This is a genomic window from Sphingobacterium sp. SYP-B4668 (assembly GCF_027627455.1).
Lineage (GTDB): Bacteria > Bacteroidota > Bacteroidia > Sphingobacteriales > Sphingobacteriaceae > Sphingobacterium.
Window position 1 is genome coordinate 3,662,278 of sequence record NZ_CP115483.1, and the last position, 16,594, is coordinate 3,678,871.

A 16,594-nucleotide genomic window follows, 5' to 3' on the forward strand; every position below is an offset into this window, starting at 1 on the left:
GTACACACATTAGTTATATTCCAAATATATAAAAAATGATTAAATAGTGTAATAATATTTTTATTACACCAAAAAAGTCTAATAATCAAACGGAAACGAAATTAAAAAAAATTATAAGCAGTTCTTAAATAACTAAACAATGTTCGTACATTTAACAAAATTATTAAAGTTAAATACCTAAACTGAAACCAATGCATCGTTATTTAAACGTTCCTGTGCTATTCTTCATGCTATTACACCTGGTATATTTTGTTGGACCGTCATTAGCACAAACCAAACCGCCCACAGCCTATGTGGATTGCTTCATTGGAACTTCTAATTCGAGATGGATGTTAGGACCATATGCGCAGGCTCCCTTTGGAATGGTACAAATTGGCCCTGACAATCAAGGGAATCATTGGATGGGCGGGTACGAATATGCGATCAACAGCGTATCTGGATTCAGTCACATTCATGCATGGACCATGGGTGGCTTGATGATGATGCCTACAACTGCAGACTTAGCACTTTCAAATCCTGGCCCAGATGCGCCCTACAAAGGTGCAAATGCAGGATATCACTCCAGAATCCTAAAGGAGACCGAAAAAGCTTTCCCAGGTTATTATGAGGTTGAGCTCTTTGACCATAAAGTGAAAGCGGCCATGACTGCAACAACGCGTTGTAGTTTTCAAAAATATACCTATCCAAAATCTACAGAAGCTAGAATACTCTTTGACCTTCATTTTCCCACTGAATGGGATTATGGTTTTTCGGTCGAAGACGCAACAATCACGAACGTAAACACCAGAAATATAGAGGGATATGTCAAGAGCAAATCAGGTCCCTGGAGTCAATGGAATGATTGGACACTCTACTTTGTCATCAAGCTTAGCAAAGATTTTGAGCATTTCAATGGATGGCAAAACGAAAACACGTACTCCAATATAGATACGATAAAAGGCAAAGGTGATATCGGAGCCTACATCACCTTTTCGACCACAGCGGGTGAAAGCGTTTATATTCAGACTGGTCTATCGTTAGTCAGTATCGAAGGGGCTCGCAAAAATTTAAACGAGGAAATTGAAAAACCCTTCGGTTGGGATTTCGACAAAACTGTGGCACACAATAAAAAGCAGTGGAATGATTTACTGGAAAAAATCCAAGTAGAAGGTGGGACAGAAGATGACAAAACCAAATTCTACACCAACTTATACCGTTCATTCACAGGAAAGCAAACTTGGAATGACATCGACGGCAAGTACAGAGATGCTTGTGAAAATATACAACAATTACCTCCAGAGAGTGATATATATGGTGGTGATGCACTCTGGAATACGTATTGGAATCTGAATGGACTCTGGTCGTTAATAAGTCCTAAAACAGTAGATAATTGGGTAACCACCCAGTTGGAAATGTTCCATCATACTGGTTGGACATCTAAAGGGCCAGCAGGTATTGAATATTCGGGTATCATGGAGGGTTCGCATGAAATTGCACTGATGGTCGCAGCTTTTCAGAAAGGGATCCGAAAAGATGGTGAAGAAATCTATCGAGCCATCAGAAAAATGGTGACCGAACCAGGTGGTAATCATCCTTGTGGGGGTTCATACGGTCAAACCAACTTACAGCAATATATTAAATTTGGTTATATGCCGAGTGAATATGGTGTGGTTTCAAAAACCCTTGACTATGCATATGATGACTATTGCGTAGGTCAGATGGCAAAGGCTTTAAATAAAAAATCTGACGCTAAATTATTTGAAGACAGATCAAAAAATTACAAAAATGTATTCAATCCGGTTCACAAATTTGTAAGTAGTAGAGATTCTTCTGGAAATTGGGACCCTAATTTTGATGAGTTTTCCAATCGAGGATTCATCGAAGGGAACTCATGGCAATATTCTTGGTATGTGCCACATGACATAAACGGAATGTTGGGTATACTGGGGAAAGAATTGGCTACAGAAAGACTAACGCAGGGCTTCGAGCGTTCACGTCAGCATAATTTTGCTGCACATGCTTTTGACCGAACAATGGGGCAACGAGCTGAATTCTACATCAATCAAGGTAATGAAGTAAACATGAGTGCTGCCTTTTTGTTCAATTACCTAGAAAAGCCCTCACTTACACAGAAATATAGCCGAGAAATAATGGATTACTATTACGGAACATCTCCTTACCACGGTTGGGAAGGAGATGAAGATGAAGGGCAAATGGGAGCATGGCTTGTCATGTCTGCCTTGGGACTTTTTGAAATGAATGGCGGGACAAGTCAAAATCCAGAATTGGAACTATCATCTCCACTATTCAACCGTATTACAATCCACTTAGACAACCGCTATTATTGCGGAAAAAGCTTTACGATCGAAGCGAAGGGAAATAGTAAAGAAAACATCTATATTCAATCCGCAGAATTGAATGGCAAAAAATTAAAAAAGCCAAGAATCTCCTTTTCAGAAGTTGTGAATGGCGGCACCCTAGTACTAAAAATGGGCAGCACGCCCAATGATAGGGCCTTTAATTAAACGCTGATTACCTCGTTACAAAAGTCTTTCGAGTCATGAAAAAAACAGAACGATGCGATCGTTTGTTATCATATAAATGAAAGATTATGGAGACTAAGCATCATTACGAAACAGCAGACGTAGCACTGACGAAACTACAGGAAATGGGATATACCATTGACTTCAACATCGCATTCGAAGAAATATTCTCTCAAGCAGAGAATTATCAGATTGACTATCTCTACCGCTATGAGGGACCTTCCAATCCGGATGATGAGTCGACCGTATACGGCATATCCAATCAAAGTAACGGAAAAAAGGGGGTATTCGTGGCTGGAAATCTATCTCTCATAGAAGGGAAGAAACGTGACATACTCCTAAACTTGGAAATGAAGCATAAGAACAGGGATAAAAGATAGGGATTGAATTGCTCGGACAACATGGGGACAAAACAACAGGAGATTGGTACATATACCGCAAGGGGAATCGTCCAATCTCCTGTTAAAGAGCGCACCAATAAGAATGTCTCCCGACTAATAGTTATATACAACCAGTACAGGTAAATGATCGGAAGCATAGCTACCGGTCAATGCTACAGCTGACATCAGTCCAAAGGTATCACTTGATTTTTTATTAGAAGCAACCAAGTCAATGGCTTTCGTAGGATTACGGACCGGGAACGAGTTAGGACAACCATTCTTACACGAAAACGAAAATACTTTTTGCATCTCTTGGAGTTCGGAAGTATTAACCTCGGCATTGTAATCTGCAGCTATCATCATCGGCTTATTAGCCTCCATCCCCAGAGCATTGAGTTGTATGGCCTGCGCGGTACGATTAGGCACATTGAGGTCGAGATGCGTGGAGCCAAACTCCAACGAAACTCCTTCTCCCAGATTGACAGACACTAGTGCGACAGAGCGCTTCTCACCTGAAGTAGGCATCGGCAATTCAATCCTTCTCTTGTTTGAAATTGGGAATTTACTCAACACAGCAACGCCATACTCCCCTCCTTGATAATCTATTGATTTGGAGAAAAAATACTCCATCCCTAAGAGCTCTGCTAGCTTCTGCGCTTGATTCACCTTACCCGATCGAGGCACATTGACATCGACCTCTTGCAGGGCAATCAGATCGGGATTCTTGGCCTTAAGTGTATTGGCTATATTTTCTAAATTCACAACTTCCGAACCCTCGGGAGCGCCGTGATGGATGTTGTAGGTCATCACGGTCAGTTTCTTTTTTTCAACCTGCAATGTAGGCACTTCTTTGCCCTTACCATCACAAGCAAATACCGTACTGCAGAGACAAAGGATGAGTAAGAGTATTTGATTTTTTTTCATTTGTAACATGGCTATTTGTTTATTTTATATTTATCGTTAAGGCATTGATATTACCTTTGGCAATATTCGTATTCTTCGATATCACGAACGCGTAAGATTTGCTTCATCTTGATTATTGGTAATAAATGGATCCTACTAGCTCATCACCAAGTAGGATCTATTGTGCAGTTACTGCTTGAGCTTCAGCCGCACCTCGGCTACCATAGGCAGGAATGTGTTTTGGGATTTAGGATAAGCTGCGTACTTATCTAAAATAAACTCATCAACAGCTTTATATGTGATATAGTCATATACCTTACCACCACTATTGGTTGGACAACCTGTCCCTAAGCATCCAAATGTAAATACGTCTTTGATATAGTTGATCACTACACCCCCTTCTTGTTCATTAAAATTGCCCACCAATAACTGGGGGGCTTGGAACTTGGCCGTTTCATTCAAAATATCGATGACCTGCAGATTGCGGTTGTTGGCGGCAGGATCGAGCTCGGTACCCGTAAAATGGATTTCGTTCTTATCATCGATTTTGGCCTTTAAAGAAGCTAAACTACGAAGTTCGGCCGTGTTTCCCTCCTCCCGACTTAGAATCTTGGCCTTTGTTTCCAATATTGGAAACTTGGATAATACAGCATTGCCAAATCCGCCAGTCTGATAATCAAAGTTTTTGACAAAAAAGCTTTTCATACCTAATCGTTGGGCAATGACACCTGGTCTATCAACTTTTTCAGCTCTTGTAGTAGCACTATCTACCTGACGAAGGAAGAGGAAATCAGGATTGTATTCTTCGATAATCTTTACCGTCTCTTCAAAACTCGTCAACCTATTCATATTGATCGACATGATCTTGAGCGACTTGGTAGGTCCTTTATATTCTTGATCTGGGGGAGTAGGCAAGTCGGGTTTAACATCCCAATCTCCTGGAGAATAGGACTTGCGACATCCTCCTAACAGTACCAACATGAGTACTATCAGTGTTATTATAGGCAATAATTTTACGCTTTTCATTTCTAATAATTTGGATTTTGTGTCATATTTGGATTGGCCAACAACTCGGTTTCGGGAATAGGCCACCAGCCTTCTCTATCTTTGTTAAAACTACGCGTCTGAACCCTTACCTTTTCGCCAGTAGTGGGGTTGGTTGCTCCAAAAACCTCTCCATTCATCACTATCACGTCAATACCCCATCTACGGATATCATGGTAACGTCCGCCCTCAAAAGCCAGTTCTGCCTGCCGCTCACGGCGCAGCAAAGTCCGAACACGATCTTGAGAATTGTACTTATCAGCCGAGGCTGCTGGCATATTGGCGCGCGAACGAAGTTGATTGATCGAAAGCAATACATCTGGATTATTCCAATCTCCAGATTCGATCAGTGCTTCAGCATAATTCAATAAAATCTCGGCATAGCGGATAATCATAAAATCCAAGGTTCCGCTTTTCGATTGCCTATCACGTGCATCGACGTATTTCTTTATCCAATAGCCAGTTGCTGTAGATTTGGTAAGCCCAATCTTGTCACTAGGATTGTAGAATGGATCTAGGGTATATTGCCCTTGGAACTTCTCATAGGGAATGAATACAGAAGCGGCCAATCGCGGATCCCTGTTATTATTATAATTGGGATTTTTCTGATAAATCAAAGTAGAATCTGACCCCAATTCTTGCAATGTCTTTCCCTGACGGGTCTCAAAGTTATCAACGACAAGATTGGTCGGTGACAAGTAGGTCTCTCCTCCAATACCGAATGGTGCAAATGTAGTCCAGGCATTGCTACAACCATTTTCCTTGAAAAATATACGTTCATCGTTCAATTCACCTGCATAACTAAATAATTCGCTGTAGCTAGCTTCTTTGGTCTTGGTATTGACCCATAGCTTGTATACTCCGGAGTCTATTATTTTTTTAGAAGAGGATTTGACCAAATCAAAATCCTTTTTATACAACCCCAATCTAGATAGTAAGGCCTGACACACGCCGCTCGTCACCCGCCACCTATCGGCATTGACATAAGTAGCTGGCAGACCCTCGGCGCAGGCTTTCAACTCATCGACGATAAAAGCATACACTTCGTCCTTATTTGTCCTAGGTTGATTGTTCTCCAGAGGGGTCAAAGATTTGGTCAACAAGGGTATATCTCCAAAAAGCATCATTAGCTCCATGTGATAGTAAGCGCGTAAGGCTCTTGCTTCCAATTTCATCCGTGTTTTCAGCTCGGCGTCCACGAAAGTCCGGTCTACATTTTCCAAAAAACGATTGGATCGGCGAATACAGGTATAATCATCTTGCCATATCGAATTGGAAACTCCCCACCTACTAGTGGCGAGGCCCCTCGTAAAACCATCATAGTCACCTTTGAAATCACCACGATGTACAGACTCATCCGTAAGTCCGGAATAGTACATGATATTACGTCCACTAGAGCCGCCAGGGATTCCCACATACACAGATGCCAATGCATTGTAGGCATCGGTCTCAGTCTTCCACCACTGCTCATCGGAAACTCCTGTGGGGCTATCAATGGTCAGAAATTTTTCACAAGATGTTTGCAACATAAGCGTTGCTGCCAACGCGTTGAATATATAAAATTTGATGTTTCTTATCATGGTAATAATATTAAAAATTAGCAGTAACACCAACAGAGAATGTTTTCATGATCGGATGTGTATAAGATCCGCCCTGCGATTCTGGATCTGCCATCTTCAACCCGGTAATGAGCAAAGGATTTTGGGCATTGAGATAGATTCGGCTAGATTTAATTCCGTACTTATTCATAGCCTTTGAATTCAAGCGATAACCCAACTGTATAAATTTAACACGCATGTACTTGGCATTGAACAACCAAAAATCACTACGTAAAACATTGGCTGCCGGATTTGCCAAAAGACGCGGATAGATGGCATCTTGGTTATTCTCGTTCCACGTATTGGCTGCTCTATAAGTCGTAGGTACGCCTCCAGATGCACTCAAATTGAGCGGATGCCATAAGTAGCCTGCAGACTTTCCACCTAGATTACCTGAATAATCATGATTGCCCGCTCCCTGTAGTAGGAATTCAAGGTCCAGATTTTTATATGTGAAGTTGAAATTCGCAAAATAATTAATCCGTGGAGTAGGATCTCCCATCACTCGCTGATCATTTTCATCGATAATACCGTCTGCATTCAAATCCACATATTTGATATCACCGGGCCCCTGCTTGCCTGCTAAAGGAACCTTAGCAGTCAACCGATCCTCTTCAAAATCGCTGTACTGCAAGATGCCATCGGAAAGGTAACCATAGTAGCTCTTTATTGCGGACCCTTTCTCATTGACTTCTATCCCGCTGATGTATGGCCCGCCTAATATATCTGTTATTTTATTTTTATTGTAGGTTATCCCGGGTTTCACAGAAAACAAGAAATCTTCTGAAAAATTACCATTGTAATTGAATGAGAATTCATACCCTCTATTCATCACTTCACCAGCGTTGATGGGAGCGGAACCTACCGCACCTGACGGAGCAACGGCAGGCATAAGTAAGACGTCAGAGGTGCGCTTATCATAGTAATCAAAGGTCATACTAAGCTTACTATTGAACAAAGCGAGGTCGAATCCCAAATCAAGGATATTTACTTTCTCCCAGCTCACATTTGGATTGCCCCAGACACTCTCTGTACCATTGGACGTATTAATCAGGTTCTGATACTTATAGAGTCCAATATTCTCATTGCCCAATTGTCCATACGAAGCCCGAATCTTGAAATTATTGATGGCATCAATCTCAAAAAACTTTTCATTGTGCAAATTCCAGCCAAGGGCTAGAGATGGGAAATATCCAAATTTATTTCCTGGACCAAACTTAGAAGATCCATCTGCACGGAAAGAGATTTCGGCCAGATACCTATCATCAAAGGAGTAATTGACCTTGGTATAAGCGGAAACCAGTGCAGACATATTCCAATATCCATTATTGAATTTTTCACTCGAGAAACCACCCATTGCAAATACACTATGCCGACCAAAATCCTTGTTATAATCTAGGGCGCCGCTGAGGAAAAAATAAGTATCTCGCAGCTCAGAGTATGCATCACGCTGTACACCCCATGTCTGCACGAGCTGTTTGGTATAATAATCGAAGAAATAGAAATTATCCCGTTTCTGTTTATAGACATCATTGTTAAGTCTGTAGCTAAACTGACCACGTAAACTCAGATTGTCTGTAATAGTCCATTTAGGCTGCATATTAATAGTGGCTTGATCATATTGATAGCCTATAGTACCTCCTACCTCTTTATAAGCGATAGGATTGACGATATCGGCATATCTTCCATAGATAGTTGGCCACCCCTCTTCTTGTGGATACTTAGGAAGGATGGTCGGCTCCAAGCGATACAAATCATCCAACATCCGGCTACCACCATTGCTAATGGGCCGATTGGGATACATGGTATTCCTGCGAATCCCTAATACATCCAAATTAATCAGGAATTTCTTAGATAAGGACACAGAAGTATTGGCCCTAATATTAAATCGATCGGTATTATTCAGGGGCAACATCCCCTTTTGGGACATATAATTACCCGTTACGGCAAATCTCGCCACATCATTTCCACCGCTCACGGCAAGGGAGTGTGAGGTAATGGGCGAATACTCGTCGATAAGTTCTTTAGTCCAATTGGTATTTGGATAATTGATAGGGTCATCCCCAGCAATGGTCTTACTGATCTGCTCGTCAGTATAAAACTCTTGACCTCCAGAAGCGACTACTGCATAATTATACATTTTCATGTAAGTTGGAGCGTCTACGAACTCTGGCAGTATAGTGGGAGTCTGCATGCCGTAGTACCCATCATATAAGATATTAATCTGTCCAGCCTTACCCCTTTTGGTCGTAACCAAAATAACCCCATTGGCCGCTCGAGCACCATATATAGCTGCTGCGGCAGCATCTTTTAGTATGGTGACACTTTCCACAGTTACCGGATCGATATGGTTCATATCCATAGGGACACCATCGACCAATACCAAGGGTTCGGCATTATTGAGTGTAGAAATACCACGAATCTTGATACTAGCAGCATCTCCACCCGGTAGTCCAGATCCCTGCTGCACCTGCAATCCGGTGACCCCACCTTGCAACGATTGAGACAGATTGGTGATGGGTTTTCCTGCTATATTGGATTTAACGTCCAAGCTTGCAACCGAGCTCGCGATATGCTTACGCTGCATCTCTGTCATCCCCACAACAACAACTTCCTCTAATTCAGAAACATCCAATTCCAAGGAAACGGTTAGATTGGTCTCGGCCTTGGAGACCACAACCTGCTTTGAGGCATATCCTACCATCGTGAAGACTAGGGTTTGCCCCTTTTGGAGCGCTATTTCATAATAACCGGCTTCGTCAGTCAAGACTCCTTTAGAAGTACCCAATACCGCTACAGAAGCATGTGCTAATGCTTGGGGTGGTTCAGTATTCGTAAAAACCCGCCCCTTGATTTTTATTTCTTCTTGTATGACAGGATTCCTGACGGGAATGCTTTCAATAACTGCCACTCCCTCGATTTTGTGGGGAACAATCGTTATTTGGTTATTTTTTCGAGAATAGGATAATCCATGCTTTGGAAGTTCGGTCTTTAGTAGATCCTCTAACAATATTCCTTCCACTCTCAGGGATATTCGTTTGTCTTTAATAAGGTTGTCGTTATACATAAGCGCAACCCTTGTTTGCTTTTGAAGGACCGTCAAAAAGGCCCTAAAAGAGGCATTTTGAAGGTCAACTGATATTTTTTGGGAGAATGCCTGCGAAGACAAGCTCAGCAGCATCAATGTCCACAACACGCCGGAAACTTTCATATAATAAGCCAGTTTAGCAGAAATAGGTATTAGCCCGGCCCTGAATTGCCGAGGTTGATTTTTTTTCATAAATTTAAAAGATTTTAAAAGTGTAATAAGATCAATAGTAAATGACAAGAAGGAGTTGCCGCTCTTTCTTGTCTATTCTTTCAATGGTTTCATTTTTTTCGAATAATAACCTCCTTTTCTTTAAGTTCTATTTGGTAGTCTCTCAATTCATAAATGTCGTTAATGATGGATACCACGTCGTCTCGCAAATCCAATCGTCCAGAATACGAAAGTTGAACGTGAGCAAGCTGTGGTGGAGCCTGTATCCGGATATTATAAAATCTTTCTAGTTTCTTGAATAAATCAGATAATGGCAGACGATCTAAAACCAATTGCTTTTCGCGCCACAAGATATCTTGCCCTCCCCCTGATCTCTCCATCTTGACCTGTGCAGTAGCACGTTCTACGGTAACCCGCTGCCCCGGCTCCATTTTTATCTTTTCAAATCGATCCGCATTGTCTTTCAAAAGTATAGAACCTGATATCAATTCCACGACAGTAGCGCGATTATCGTCGTAATTGTTGATATTGAAGGAAGTTCCCATTACATGAACAGCATTCTCACGCATTTCAACGTAGAAGGGTGTCCCGGTGTGAGCAACGTCAAAATAGGCCTCTCCATTCAGAAAAACACGCCTTTCGCCCTCACCCAAATTATTAGCCATCGTCAAAAATGACCCTGCGTTCAACCAAACTTTGGTACCATCTACCAACGTTACTTCTTGTCGCTTACCATAGGGTACATAGATGGTAGTAAATTGGGATTTGTTATCACTATTAGCAATGTATATAACGCTATCTGAGGTATAGGATTTATCAGACCTGCCATGGAATCCATCTCTTGATTTATTAGAATTTTCATTTTCGGACTGTATTAATTGGATGTGGTCCGAATGGTCCATTTGCCCGCGATGCATTTGGGCAATCTGTTGGAGATCTACAGGTGAAGACATCGATTTAAAGAAATAAAAAGATAATGTCAGAATCAGGGGTATAGCAGCGGCCACAGAAAGCTGTACTATACGTTTTCTAAAATGAACGGTCCTACCGCTACGCAATATATCTGCGAGAAGAGTTTGCTTTTCCTCCTCAAGTAGTTGATCTTTCTCTCGAATGTCGAATAGCTGTCTAAGTTTTTCCTTATTCTTTTCCAATTTTTTGCTCTTTTACATACATAGAGCAAAAAGCTATGGAAGCATAGACATTTTATTTGGAAAAAATTAGAATTAATATGGAAGTCAGTTCAAATGCTGGTATCTGTGTTTTTAAAGACCTTACCGCTCTGTAGGAAAGGGTGCGGCAAGATTCAACGCTCACCCCCATGATTTCGGCAATATTTTCGTAACTAAAGTCCATGTAGTATTTGAGATACAGGATCTCTTGCTGGCGTTTGGGAAGTCGCTCGATTTCTTCTTTCACCCTGATACTCAACAGCCTTTGATCTTCTTGTAGAATAAAATTCAATTCATGTGAGCCGACGGCCAGCAAGTCTTCTTGGACCGTCTCCAATGATTCACCTGCTTGCTGCCTCCGAGTCTTAAGGATCCGTCTCCGTAATGAAGAAAACAAATAGAATTTGACATTCACCTGTTGGGCTATACGTGTATTGCCGTATAAATCTACGAAGAGATCATGGATACAATCGACAACCAGAGCTTTGTCGGCATGAAATCGAATACCGTAGCGAACCAAATCATCGATATAGTTGTTATATAACAAAGCAAATGCATCCGAATCACCCTTCAAAAATTTTGTCCAAGACATGGTTTTAGTTAGTAAATGCTGTTCTGTCGGCATTCTGCTAATATGAACAAAGCATATTAACAAATTACCTAATCTACTTTAATTCGATGTTAATAAAAATCGAATGGCGGTATACTAGATTTATACATGGATGTATAAAGATAGAATTCTGAAAACATTTAGCAAAAGATAATACAAATTATCCAAACCAGTTATGGCAATAAGATGCCGTCCAAGCATTTGGTCATATATAGCAAGTAACATTTTTCATCGTCCCCTATAGTCCACCGGAGATAACTTTCCGTCTTCTTCTCGAATATGTGTTTCAGCACCGATGACGATATCTGTATTCTGAGCAGATACACATAACCAATGACTATCATATCTACGCAGCACAAAAATAAATAGATTTTGCCGGAGCCCTGCAGTCACATCATGTGCCGTCTGCCCGCTCAATCGCATTCGAGCATGGACAATAGCGTAATCACTCCCTAATAGCTTGACCTTTACTGTTCCCAATTTTAAAGTAGAGTCTTTGAAAATGACCGACAGGCCATAATCATGTGCCTTGAAAATTGCATCACGGCTGTGCCACCAGATTCCGACAACATTTACAAAATCAGCATCTTCTTCAAAGAGACTCGCTAGGTCATCTACTCGGCGGTCATTCCAAGCCTCGATGAATAGCCGTGGGATATCTGCAGGTATCAGTGCTTTGGTTTCCATTTCTTAACTTCGTCTTAAAATTAATAATTTACTTGGCATGTCGACAAATATAACCTTATCATTCTCTTATGCTATCGCGGTAACCATAGCTCAAGAGCCATTGCTGTGCCATGACCAGCAATGATATGTAAACACCACCTAATAAACTAAGCCATTCCGTAAATTTTGCTAAATTTAGACTAGTAAACTAGTCTGGCTGCCTACCGATGTAGCACCACCGGTAGATGTATAGCACGGGAATAGTAAAAGTTGAGGATTAAAATCAAATAAAATGGACAATACAAGAGTATACAAGATGTCGTTTGCGAGTGTATACCCACACTATATCACCAAAGCGGAGAAGAAAGGACGTAGTAAAGAAGAGGTACATGAGATTATCCATTGGTTAACAGGCTATGACGAACAAGCGTTGCAACAGCATATTGAACGCAAGACGGACTTTGAACATTTTTTTGCCCAGGCCCCTCAACTCAATCCCAATGTTTCTAAGATTACTGGAGTCATTTGCGGGTATCGCATCGAGGAGATTGAAGATCAATTGATGCGAAAAGTTAGGTATTTGGACAAATTGATAGACGAGTTGTCCAAGGGCAGGGCCATGGAAAAGATCTTGAGGAAGTAGTTGTCCAGCATCCATCCATTGCATGTTATTTATTTTGCTAAACATGTGATTGAGAAGACAATATTTTGGGTTAATACATTTATTTTAGATTTACTCAACAACAATTCAAATACAGCGAAGAAGAGCCCCTAAGTGTGATTCTGTCTTTTATTTGTTGATATATATACGCTTATCAATATATAATTTAATGAAAACTAGAATATCGGTTAAGGAATTTTTTGATGAACATGGTCTATCAAACATTCCAAAAGAACAGTTTAATGTGTACAAACGGGAGGAGTTTGCCTGCCATACCACCTTTTTAAAAAACAATAGGCGCGATTTCTACAAAATCACCCTAATTGTTGAAGGCGAAGGTATACTTTCGACTGCAAATAAGGCTATCCATATTAATGGAAGTGCTCTTACATTTCGAAATCCAATGATTCCATATTCTTGGGAGCCCATTTCTGAACGACAAACTGGATACTTCTGTTTATTTACCGATGATTTCATTAATAACTCATTAAAGAAGGATACATTAATCCAAACTCCATTGTTTCAAGTGGGGGCGAATCAAATATATTTACTGGATGATAATCAAAGAGGATTTCTACAAGAAATCTTCAAAAATATGTCCCGGGAGGTCAATTCAAAATACACAAACAAGTACGACTTGCTGCGAAACTATGTACAGATAGTGATGCACGAAGCATTAAAAATGACACCTCCGACAGAATTTTACAAACCAACGAATGCCGGAGAACGGTTGACTTCATTGTTCGTAGAACTATTGGAACAGCAATTTCGGATAGATTTTGCGGACCAAGCAATTCGTCTAAAAAATGCCAATGAATACGCCAATCATCTAATGGTTCATGTCAATCATCTCAATAAAACACTGAAGGAAACGACTGGAAAGACGACTTCGGAATTAATTGCTGCTAGGATTGCGAATGAAGCGAGATCGCTCTTGCTATCAACAAATTGGGATATTTCGGAAATAGCGTACTGCTTAGGATTCGAACATGCCTCCAATTTCAACACTTTCTTCAAACGGAACTTTGGAAGTTCTCCAAGTTCATTTCGCAATGCTACACTTTCAATTGAATAAGCATTTGATTGATACGAATAAATAGGTCAATCGTTTATTTTCCAATTTTGCTTCTATAAGAAATTAAATATTATGGAAGCAAAAACAGTAAACAAAAGCCCAATCATCTCTCCCCTCGGAATAGAGGTAGCACCAGGCGTATCCATAGACTATTCCGACACTGGAAGTGGACTCCCAATACTTCTGATACATGGATGGCCATTAAATAAGCAGATGTTTGAGTACCAAGCTCAATATCTAAACAAACAGGGGTATCGCGTCATCACTGTCAGCCTCAGGGGCTTTGGCAAATCCAGCAAACCATACGGTAATTACAACTACGATCAATTCGCAGAAGATCTACATCTTGTGATTGAATCGCTGGGTCTTCAAAACATTGTCCTAGGGGGATTTTCAATGGGTGCCGCAGTAGCAATAAAATACATCGCCAAGTATGGCGATAGTAATATATACAAGCTTTGGATGATTGGAGCGGCGGTTCCGCTTTACACCAAACGAGACGACTATACATACGCCGGCCCCACCGTTCAAGATGTAGATGCTCTACTCGTTCAACTCAATCGTAACCGTCCCTCAGTAATCCAATCTGTCGGCTTGGCACTTGGTGCAAAGGACAGCCTCATTATTAAAGAGTACCTTTCTTGGATATTTTCAATGGGTATAGAAGCCTCGCTCTATGCAACCGAACAAAGCTTAATCGCTTTACGTGATACTGACTTGAGGGACGAAATAGCCAAGGTCCAAATCCCTGTCACGATATTCCACGGAAAGAAAGACCAAATATGTCCCTATCTACTTGCAGAACAAATGCAACAAACCTTTTCCAAGAGTACGCTGATTCCATTTGAAAATAGTGGCCATGCATTGCTATGGGAAGAGATGGATAGATTTCACGAAGAATTATTGATATCATTAAAATCATAGAAAAATGAAACTTTTTAATCCCTACAAGTTCATGGAAGCCCCTTTACTCAATAGAGTAGTAATGTCTCCAATGACCCGTGCAAGAAATACAGACGGAGTACCCAATGCAACAAACTCATTATATTATAGCCAACGTTCAGGAAGTAGTGGCGCAGGTCTGATTGTTACAGAGGGTCTTATCATATCTCCTACAGCTTCTGGCGTTTTATTTGTACCCGGAATATATACCGATGAGCAAGTGGCGGGCTGGAAATCTGTGGTCGACCAAGTTCATCAAGCTGGCAGTAAAATTTATGCACAACTTTGGCATGTAGGTAGAGTATCGCACTATTCTACCCAACCTAATGGAAATGCTCCCCTATCTTCATCAGCAATACGCGCTGCAAACACAAATGCCTACGGATATACTAAGGACGGAATCCCTGGGTTTGTAGAAGCATCGCGACCAGTCTCCATGGACAGACAACAGCTATTATCCACTATCGCAGATTATGTCCATGCCGCAAAGAATGCGATCATCGCGGGCTTTGATGGAATAGAGATTCATGCTGCAAATGGATACCTAATGGAGCAATTTTTAAATCCACATGTCAATATGCGTCAAGATGAATATGGTGGTAACATTGAAAATCGAAGCCGATTTTTACTTGAGGTGGTAGAAGCTATAAGTGAAGCAATTGGAGCATCTCGGGTAGGTGTTCGTTTAAGTCCGTTTAGCACCTTGAATGATATGAAACACTATGATGAAATTGAGGCAACTTACTACAATATCACAGAAAAACTGAATAATCTAACTATCAACTACATTCATCTTATGAACATGCGCAATTTAGATTTCAGTGATGCGTGGCCAAATGGCTTTCTCGCCCAATTGAGATCTCGATTTAAGGGTACGCTGATACTTGCTGGCGGGATGACGGCTACAATTGCGAATGAATTATTGGACAATAATCTAATAGACTTAGCTGCATTTGGGCGTCCATTCATATCCAATCCAGATCTGACGGACAGAATGTATCATAACTGGCCACTGGCGGAAGGTGATAGGACCTCATTCTATGGTGGTAATCATCAGGGCTACACGGATTATCCTACCTACCACATGGAAACAAAAGAAGATGCTAATTCTGGAAAAATATAACACTCTTTTAAACTAAAAAAAATGGAAAAAACAATATGGATAGTGCTTGCTCTATTGGCTGGAGCTGTATTACCGCTACAAGGTGGACTCAATACCAAACTGGGTAAAATAGTAGAAAGTCCAATACACGCTTCCACGATCTCGTTTATCATCGGCGCTCTAGGCTTAATCATATATATGTTGATTACGCAACAGCATGCCGTAATGCAAAACCTACGATCGGCTCCAGCGGCAGTATGGAGCGGGGGAATACTTGGAGCTTTCTACGTTACAATAGTCGTTTTGGCTTTTCCTAAACTTGGGCCAGGTTTGACATTTGGGCTAGTGGTTGCGGGACAGATGGTCATTTCGTTAGCACTTGAACACTTTAACATATTGGTCGCTCAACAACAATCGCTGTCATGGGGGCGAATTGCAGGTATTTGTGTTGTCATACTGGGGGTCATTCTCATAAAGAAAATGTAAGCTCTCAATTTGTATCCGAAGTCAAAAAAAGTAATTGAGGCATGTAGCGACACACCAACGGAATATTATCGACAACATTCCGCTGGTGCGTCGTCGCACCTGCTCCTCGTAACGACTTTAACAGTCTACTGATACACCTTCTTTTTATTCGGAATGGAATAAAGAATTTTCGAT

The 16,594-nt window shown here is 41.0% G+C and carries 14 protein-coding genes; 7 read left to right on the top strand and 7 right to left on the bottom strand.

Annotated features, from left to right (window positions below):
• The first annotated feature begins 191 nt into the window (after positions 1-191).
• Both OQ289_RS15090 and OQ289_RS15095 read left to right on the top strand, forming a co-directional pair.
• Positions 192-2,504: a GH92 family glycosyl hydrolase gene (locus OQ289_RS15090; RefSeq protein ID WP_270087685.1), complete on the top strand. Its 2,313-nt coding sequence runs from the start codon at positions 192-194 to the stop codon at positions 2,502-2,504.
• Between the two features lie 86 nt (positions 2,505-2,590).
• A complete protein-coding gene (locus OQ289_RS15095) occupies positions 2,591-2,902 on the top strand; it encodes a hypothetical protein (RefSeq protein WP_270087686.1) in 312 nt (103 codons plus the stop codon).
• A 114-nt stretch (positions 2,903-3,016) separates the two neighbouring features.
• Here OQ289_RS15095 and OQ289_RS15100 read toward each other — a convergent pair whose 3' ends face one another.
• The 7 genes from OQ289_RS15100 to OQ289_RS15130 all read right to left on the bottom strand — a co-directional run bounded on the left by OQ289_RS15100 (position 3,017) and on the right by OQ289_RS15130 (position 12,175).
• Positions 3,017-3,826, bottom strand: coding sequence for an endonuclease/exonuclease/phosphatase family protein (locus OQ289_RS15100; RefSeq protein WP_270087687.1), 810 nt, complete (start codon positions 3,824-3,826; stop codon positions 3,017-3,019).
• Between the two features lie 168 nt (positions 3,827-3,994).
• Complete coding sequence (locus tag OQ289_RS15105) at positions 3,995-4,831, bottom strand: endonuclease/exonuclease/phosphatase family protein (RefSeq protein ID WP_270087689.1); 837 nt, start codon at positions 4,829-4,831, stop codon at positions 3,995-3,997.
• A 2-nt stretch (positions 4,832-4,833) separates the two neighbouring features.
• Positions 4,834-6,429, bottom strand: coding sequence for a RagB/SusD family nutrient uptake outer membrane protein (locus tag OQ289_RS15110; protein ID WP_270087690.1), 1,596 nt, complete (start codon positions 6,427-6,429; stop codon positions 4,834-4,836).
• A 10-nt stretch (positions 6,430-6,439) separates the two neighbouring features.
• On the bottom strand, positions 6,440-9,727 hold the full coding sequence (locus OQ289_RS15115; protein WP_270087692.1) for a SusC/RagA family TonB-linked outer membrane protein: 3,288 nt from the start codon (positions 9,725-9,727) through the stop codon (positions 6,440-6,442).
• 89 nt (positions 9,728-9,816) lie between these two features.
• Positions 9,817-10,860, bottom strand: coding sequence for a FecR family protein (locus OQ289_RS15120; protein ID WP_270087693.1), 1,044 nt, complete (start codon positions 10,858-10,860; stop codon positions 9,817-9,819).
• Between the two features lie 52 nt (positions 10,861-10,912).
• Positions 10,913-11,470 carry an RNA polymerase sigma factor gene (locus OQ289_RS15125; RefSeq protein WP_270087694.1) on the bottom strand — a complete coding sequence of 186 codons (558 nt, stop codon included), beginning with the start codon at positions 11,468-11,470 and terminating at the stop codon, positions 10,913-10,915.
• Between the two features lie 246 nt (positions 11,471-11,716).
• A complete protein-coding gene (locus OQ289_RS15130) occupies positions 11,717-12,175 on the bottom strand; it encodes an SgcJ/EcaC family oxidoreductase (RefSeq protein ID WP_270087695.1) in 459 nt (152 codons plus the stop codon).
• 271 nt (positions 12,176-12,446) lie between these two features.
• Between OQ289_RS15130 and OQ289_RS15135 the strand changes: the two genes are divergently transcribed.
• The 5 genes from OQ289_RS15135 to OQ289_RS15155 all read left to right on the top strand — a co-directional run bounded on the left by OQ289_RS15135 (position 12,447) and on the right by OQ289_RS15155 (position 16,420).
• A complete protein-coding gene (locus tag OQ289_RS15135) occupies positions 12,447-12,797 on the top strand; it encodes a DUF2200 domain-containing protein (RefSeq protein WP_270087696.1) in 351 nt (116 codons plus the stop codon).
• A gap of 187 nt (positions 12,798-12,984) precedes the next feature.
• On the top strand, positions 12,985-13,890 hold the full coding sequence (locus OQ289_RS15140) for a helix-turn-helix domain-containing protein (RefSeq protein WP_270087697.1): 906 nt from the start codon (positions 12,985-12,987) through the stop codon (positions 13,888-13,890).
• A gap of 72 nt (positions 13,891-13,962) precedes the next feature.
• Positions 13,963-14,814: an alpha/beta fold hydrolase gene (locus OQ289_RS15145; RefSeq protein ID WP_270087698.1), complete on the top strand. Its 852-nt coding sequence runs from the start codon at positions 13,963-13,965 to the stop codon at positions 14,812-14,814.
• A 4-nt stretch (positions 14,815-14,818) separates the two neighbouring features.
• Entirely contained in the window at positions 14,819-15,955 is a 1,137-nt protein-coding gene (locus tag OQ289_RS15150) for an alkene reductase (RefSeq protein ID WP_270087699.1), read from the top strand.
• Positions 15,956-15,976: 21 nt separating this feature from the next.
• Complete coding sequence (locus OQ289_RS15155) at positions 15,977-16,420, top strand: DMT family transporter (protein ID WP_270087700.1); 444 nt, start codon at positions 15,977-15,979, stop codon at positions 16,418-16,420.
• Positions 16,421-16,594 lie beyond the last annotated feature (174 nt).

Bases quoted from the DNA above. Each gene is read 5' to 3' on its own strand.
- OQ289_RS15090 (WP_270087685.1), top strand. From the start codon at position 192: ATGCATCGTTATTTAAACGTTCCTGTGCTATTCTTCATGCTATTACAC.
- OQ289_RS15095 (WP_270087686.1), top strand. From the start codon at position 2,591: ATGGAGACTAAGCATCATTACGAAACAGCAGACGTAGCACTGACGAAA.
- OQ289_RS15100 (WP_270087687.1), bottom strand. From the start codon at position 3,826: ATGAAAAAAAATCAAATACTCTTACTCATCCTTTGTCTCTGCAGTACG.
- OQ289_RS15105 (WP_270087689.1), bottom strand. From the start codon at position 4,831: ATGAAAAGCGTAAAATTATTGCCTATAATAACACTGATAGTACTCATG.
- OQ289_RS15110 (WP_270087690.1), bottom strand. From the start codon at position 6,429: ATGATAAGAAACATCAAATTTTATATATTCAACGCGTTGGCAGCAACG.
- OQ289_RS15115 (WP_270087692.1), bottom strand. From the start codon at position 9,727: ATGAAAAAAAATCAACCTCGGCAATTCAGGGCCGGGCTAATACCTATT.
- OQ289_RS15125 (WP_270087694.1), bottom strand. From the start codon at position 11,470: ATGTCTTGGACAAAATTTTTGAAGGGTGATTCGGATGCATTTGCTTTG.
- OQ289_RS15130 (WP_270087695.1), bottom strand. From the start codon at position 12,175: ATGGAAACCAAAGCACTGATACCTGCAGATATCCCACGGCTATTCATC.
- OQ289_RS15135 (WP_270087696.1), top strand. From the start codon at position 12,447: ATGGACAATACAAGAGTATACAAGATGTCGTTTGCGAGTGTATACCCA.
- OQ289_RS15140 (WP_270087697.1), top strand. From the start codon at position 12,985: ATGAAAACTAGAATATCGGTTAAGGAATTTTTTGATGAACATGGTCTA.
- OQ289_RS15145 (WP_270087698.1), top strand. From the start codon at position 13,963: ATGGAAGCAAAAACAGTAAACAAAAGCCCAATCATCTCTCCCCTCGGA.
- OQ289_RS15150 (WP_270087699.1), top strand. From the start codon at position 14,819: ATGAAACTTTTTAATCCCTACAAGTTCATGGAAGCCCCTTTACTCAAT.
- OQ289_RS15155 (WP_270087700.1), top strand. From the start codon at position 15,977: ATGGAAAAAACAATATGGATAGTGCTTGCTCTATTGGCTGGAGCTGTA.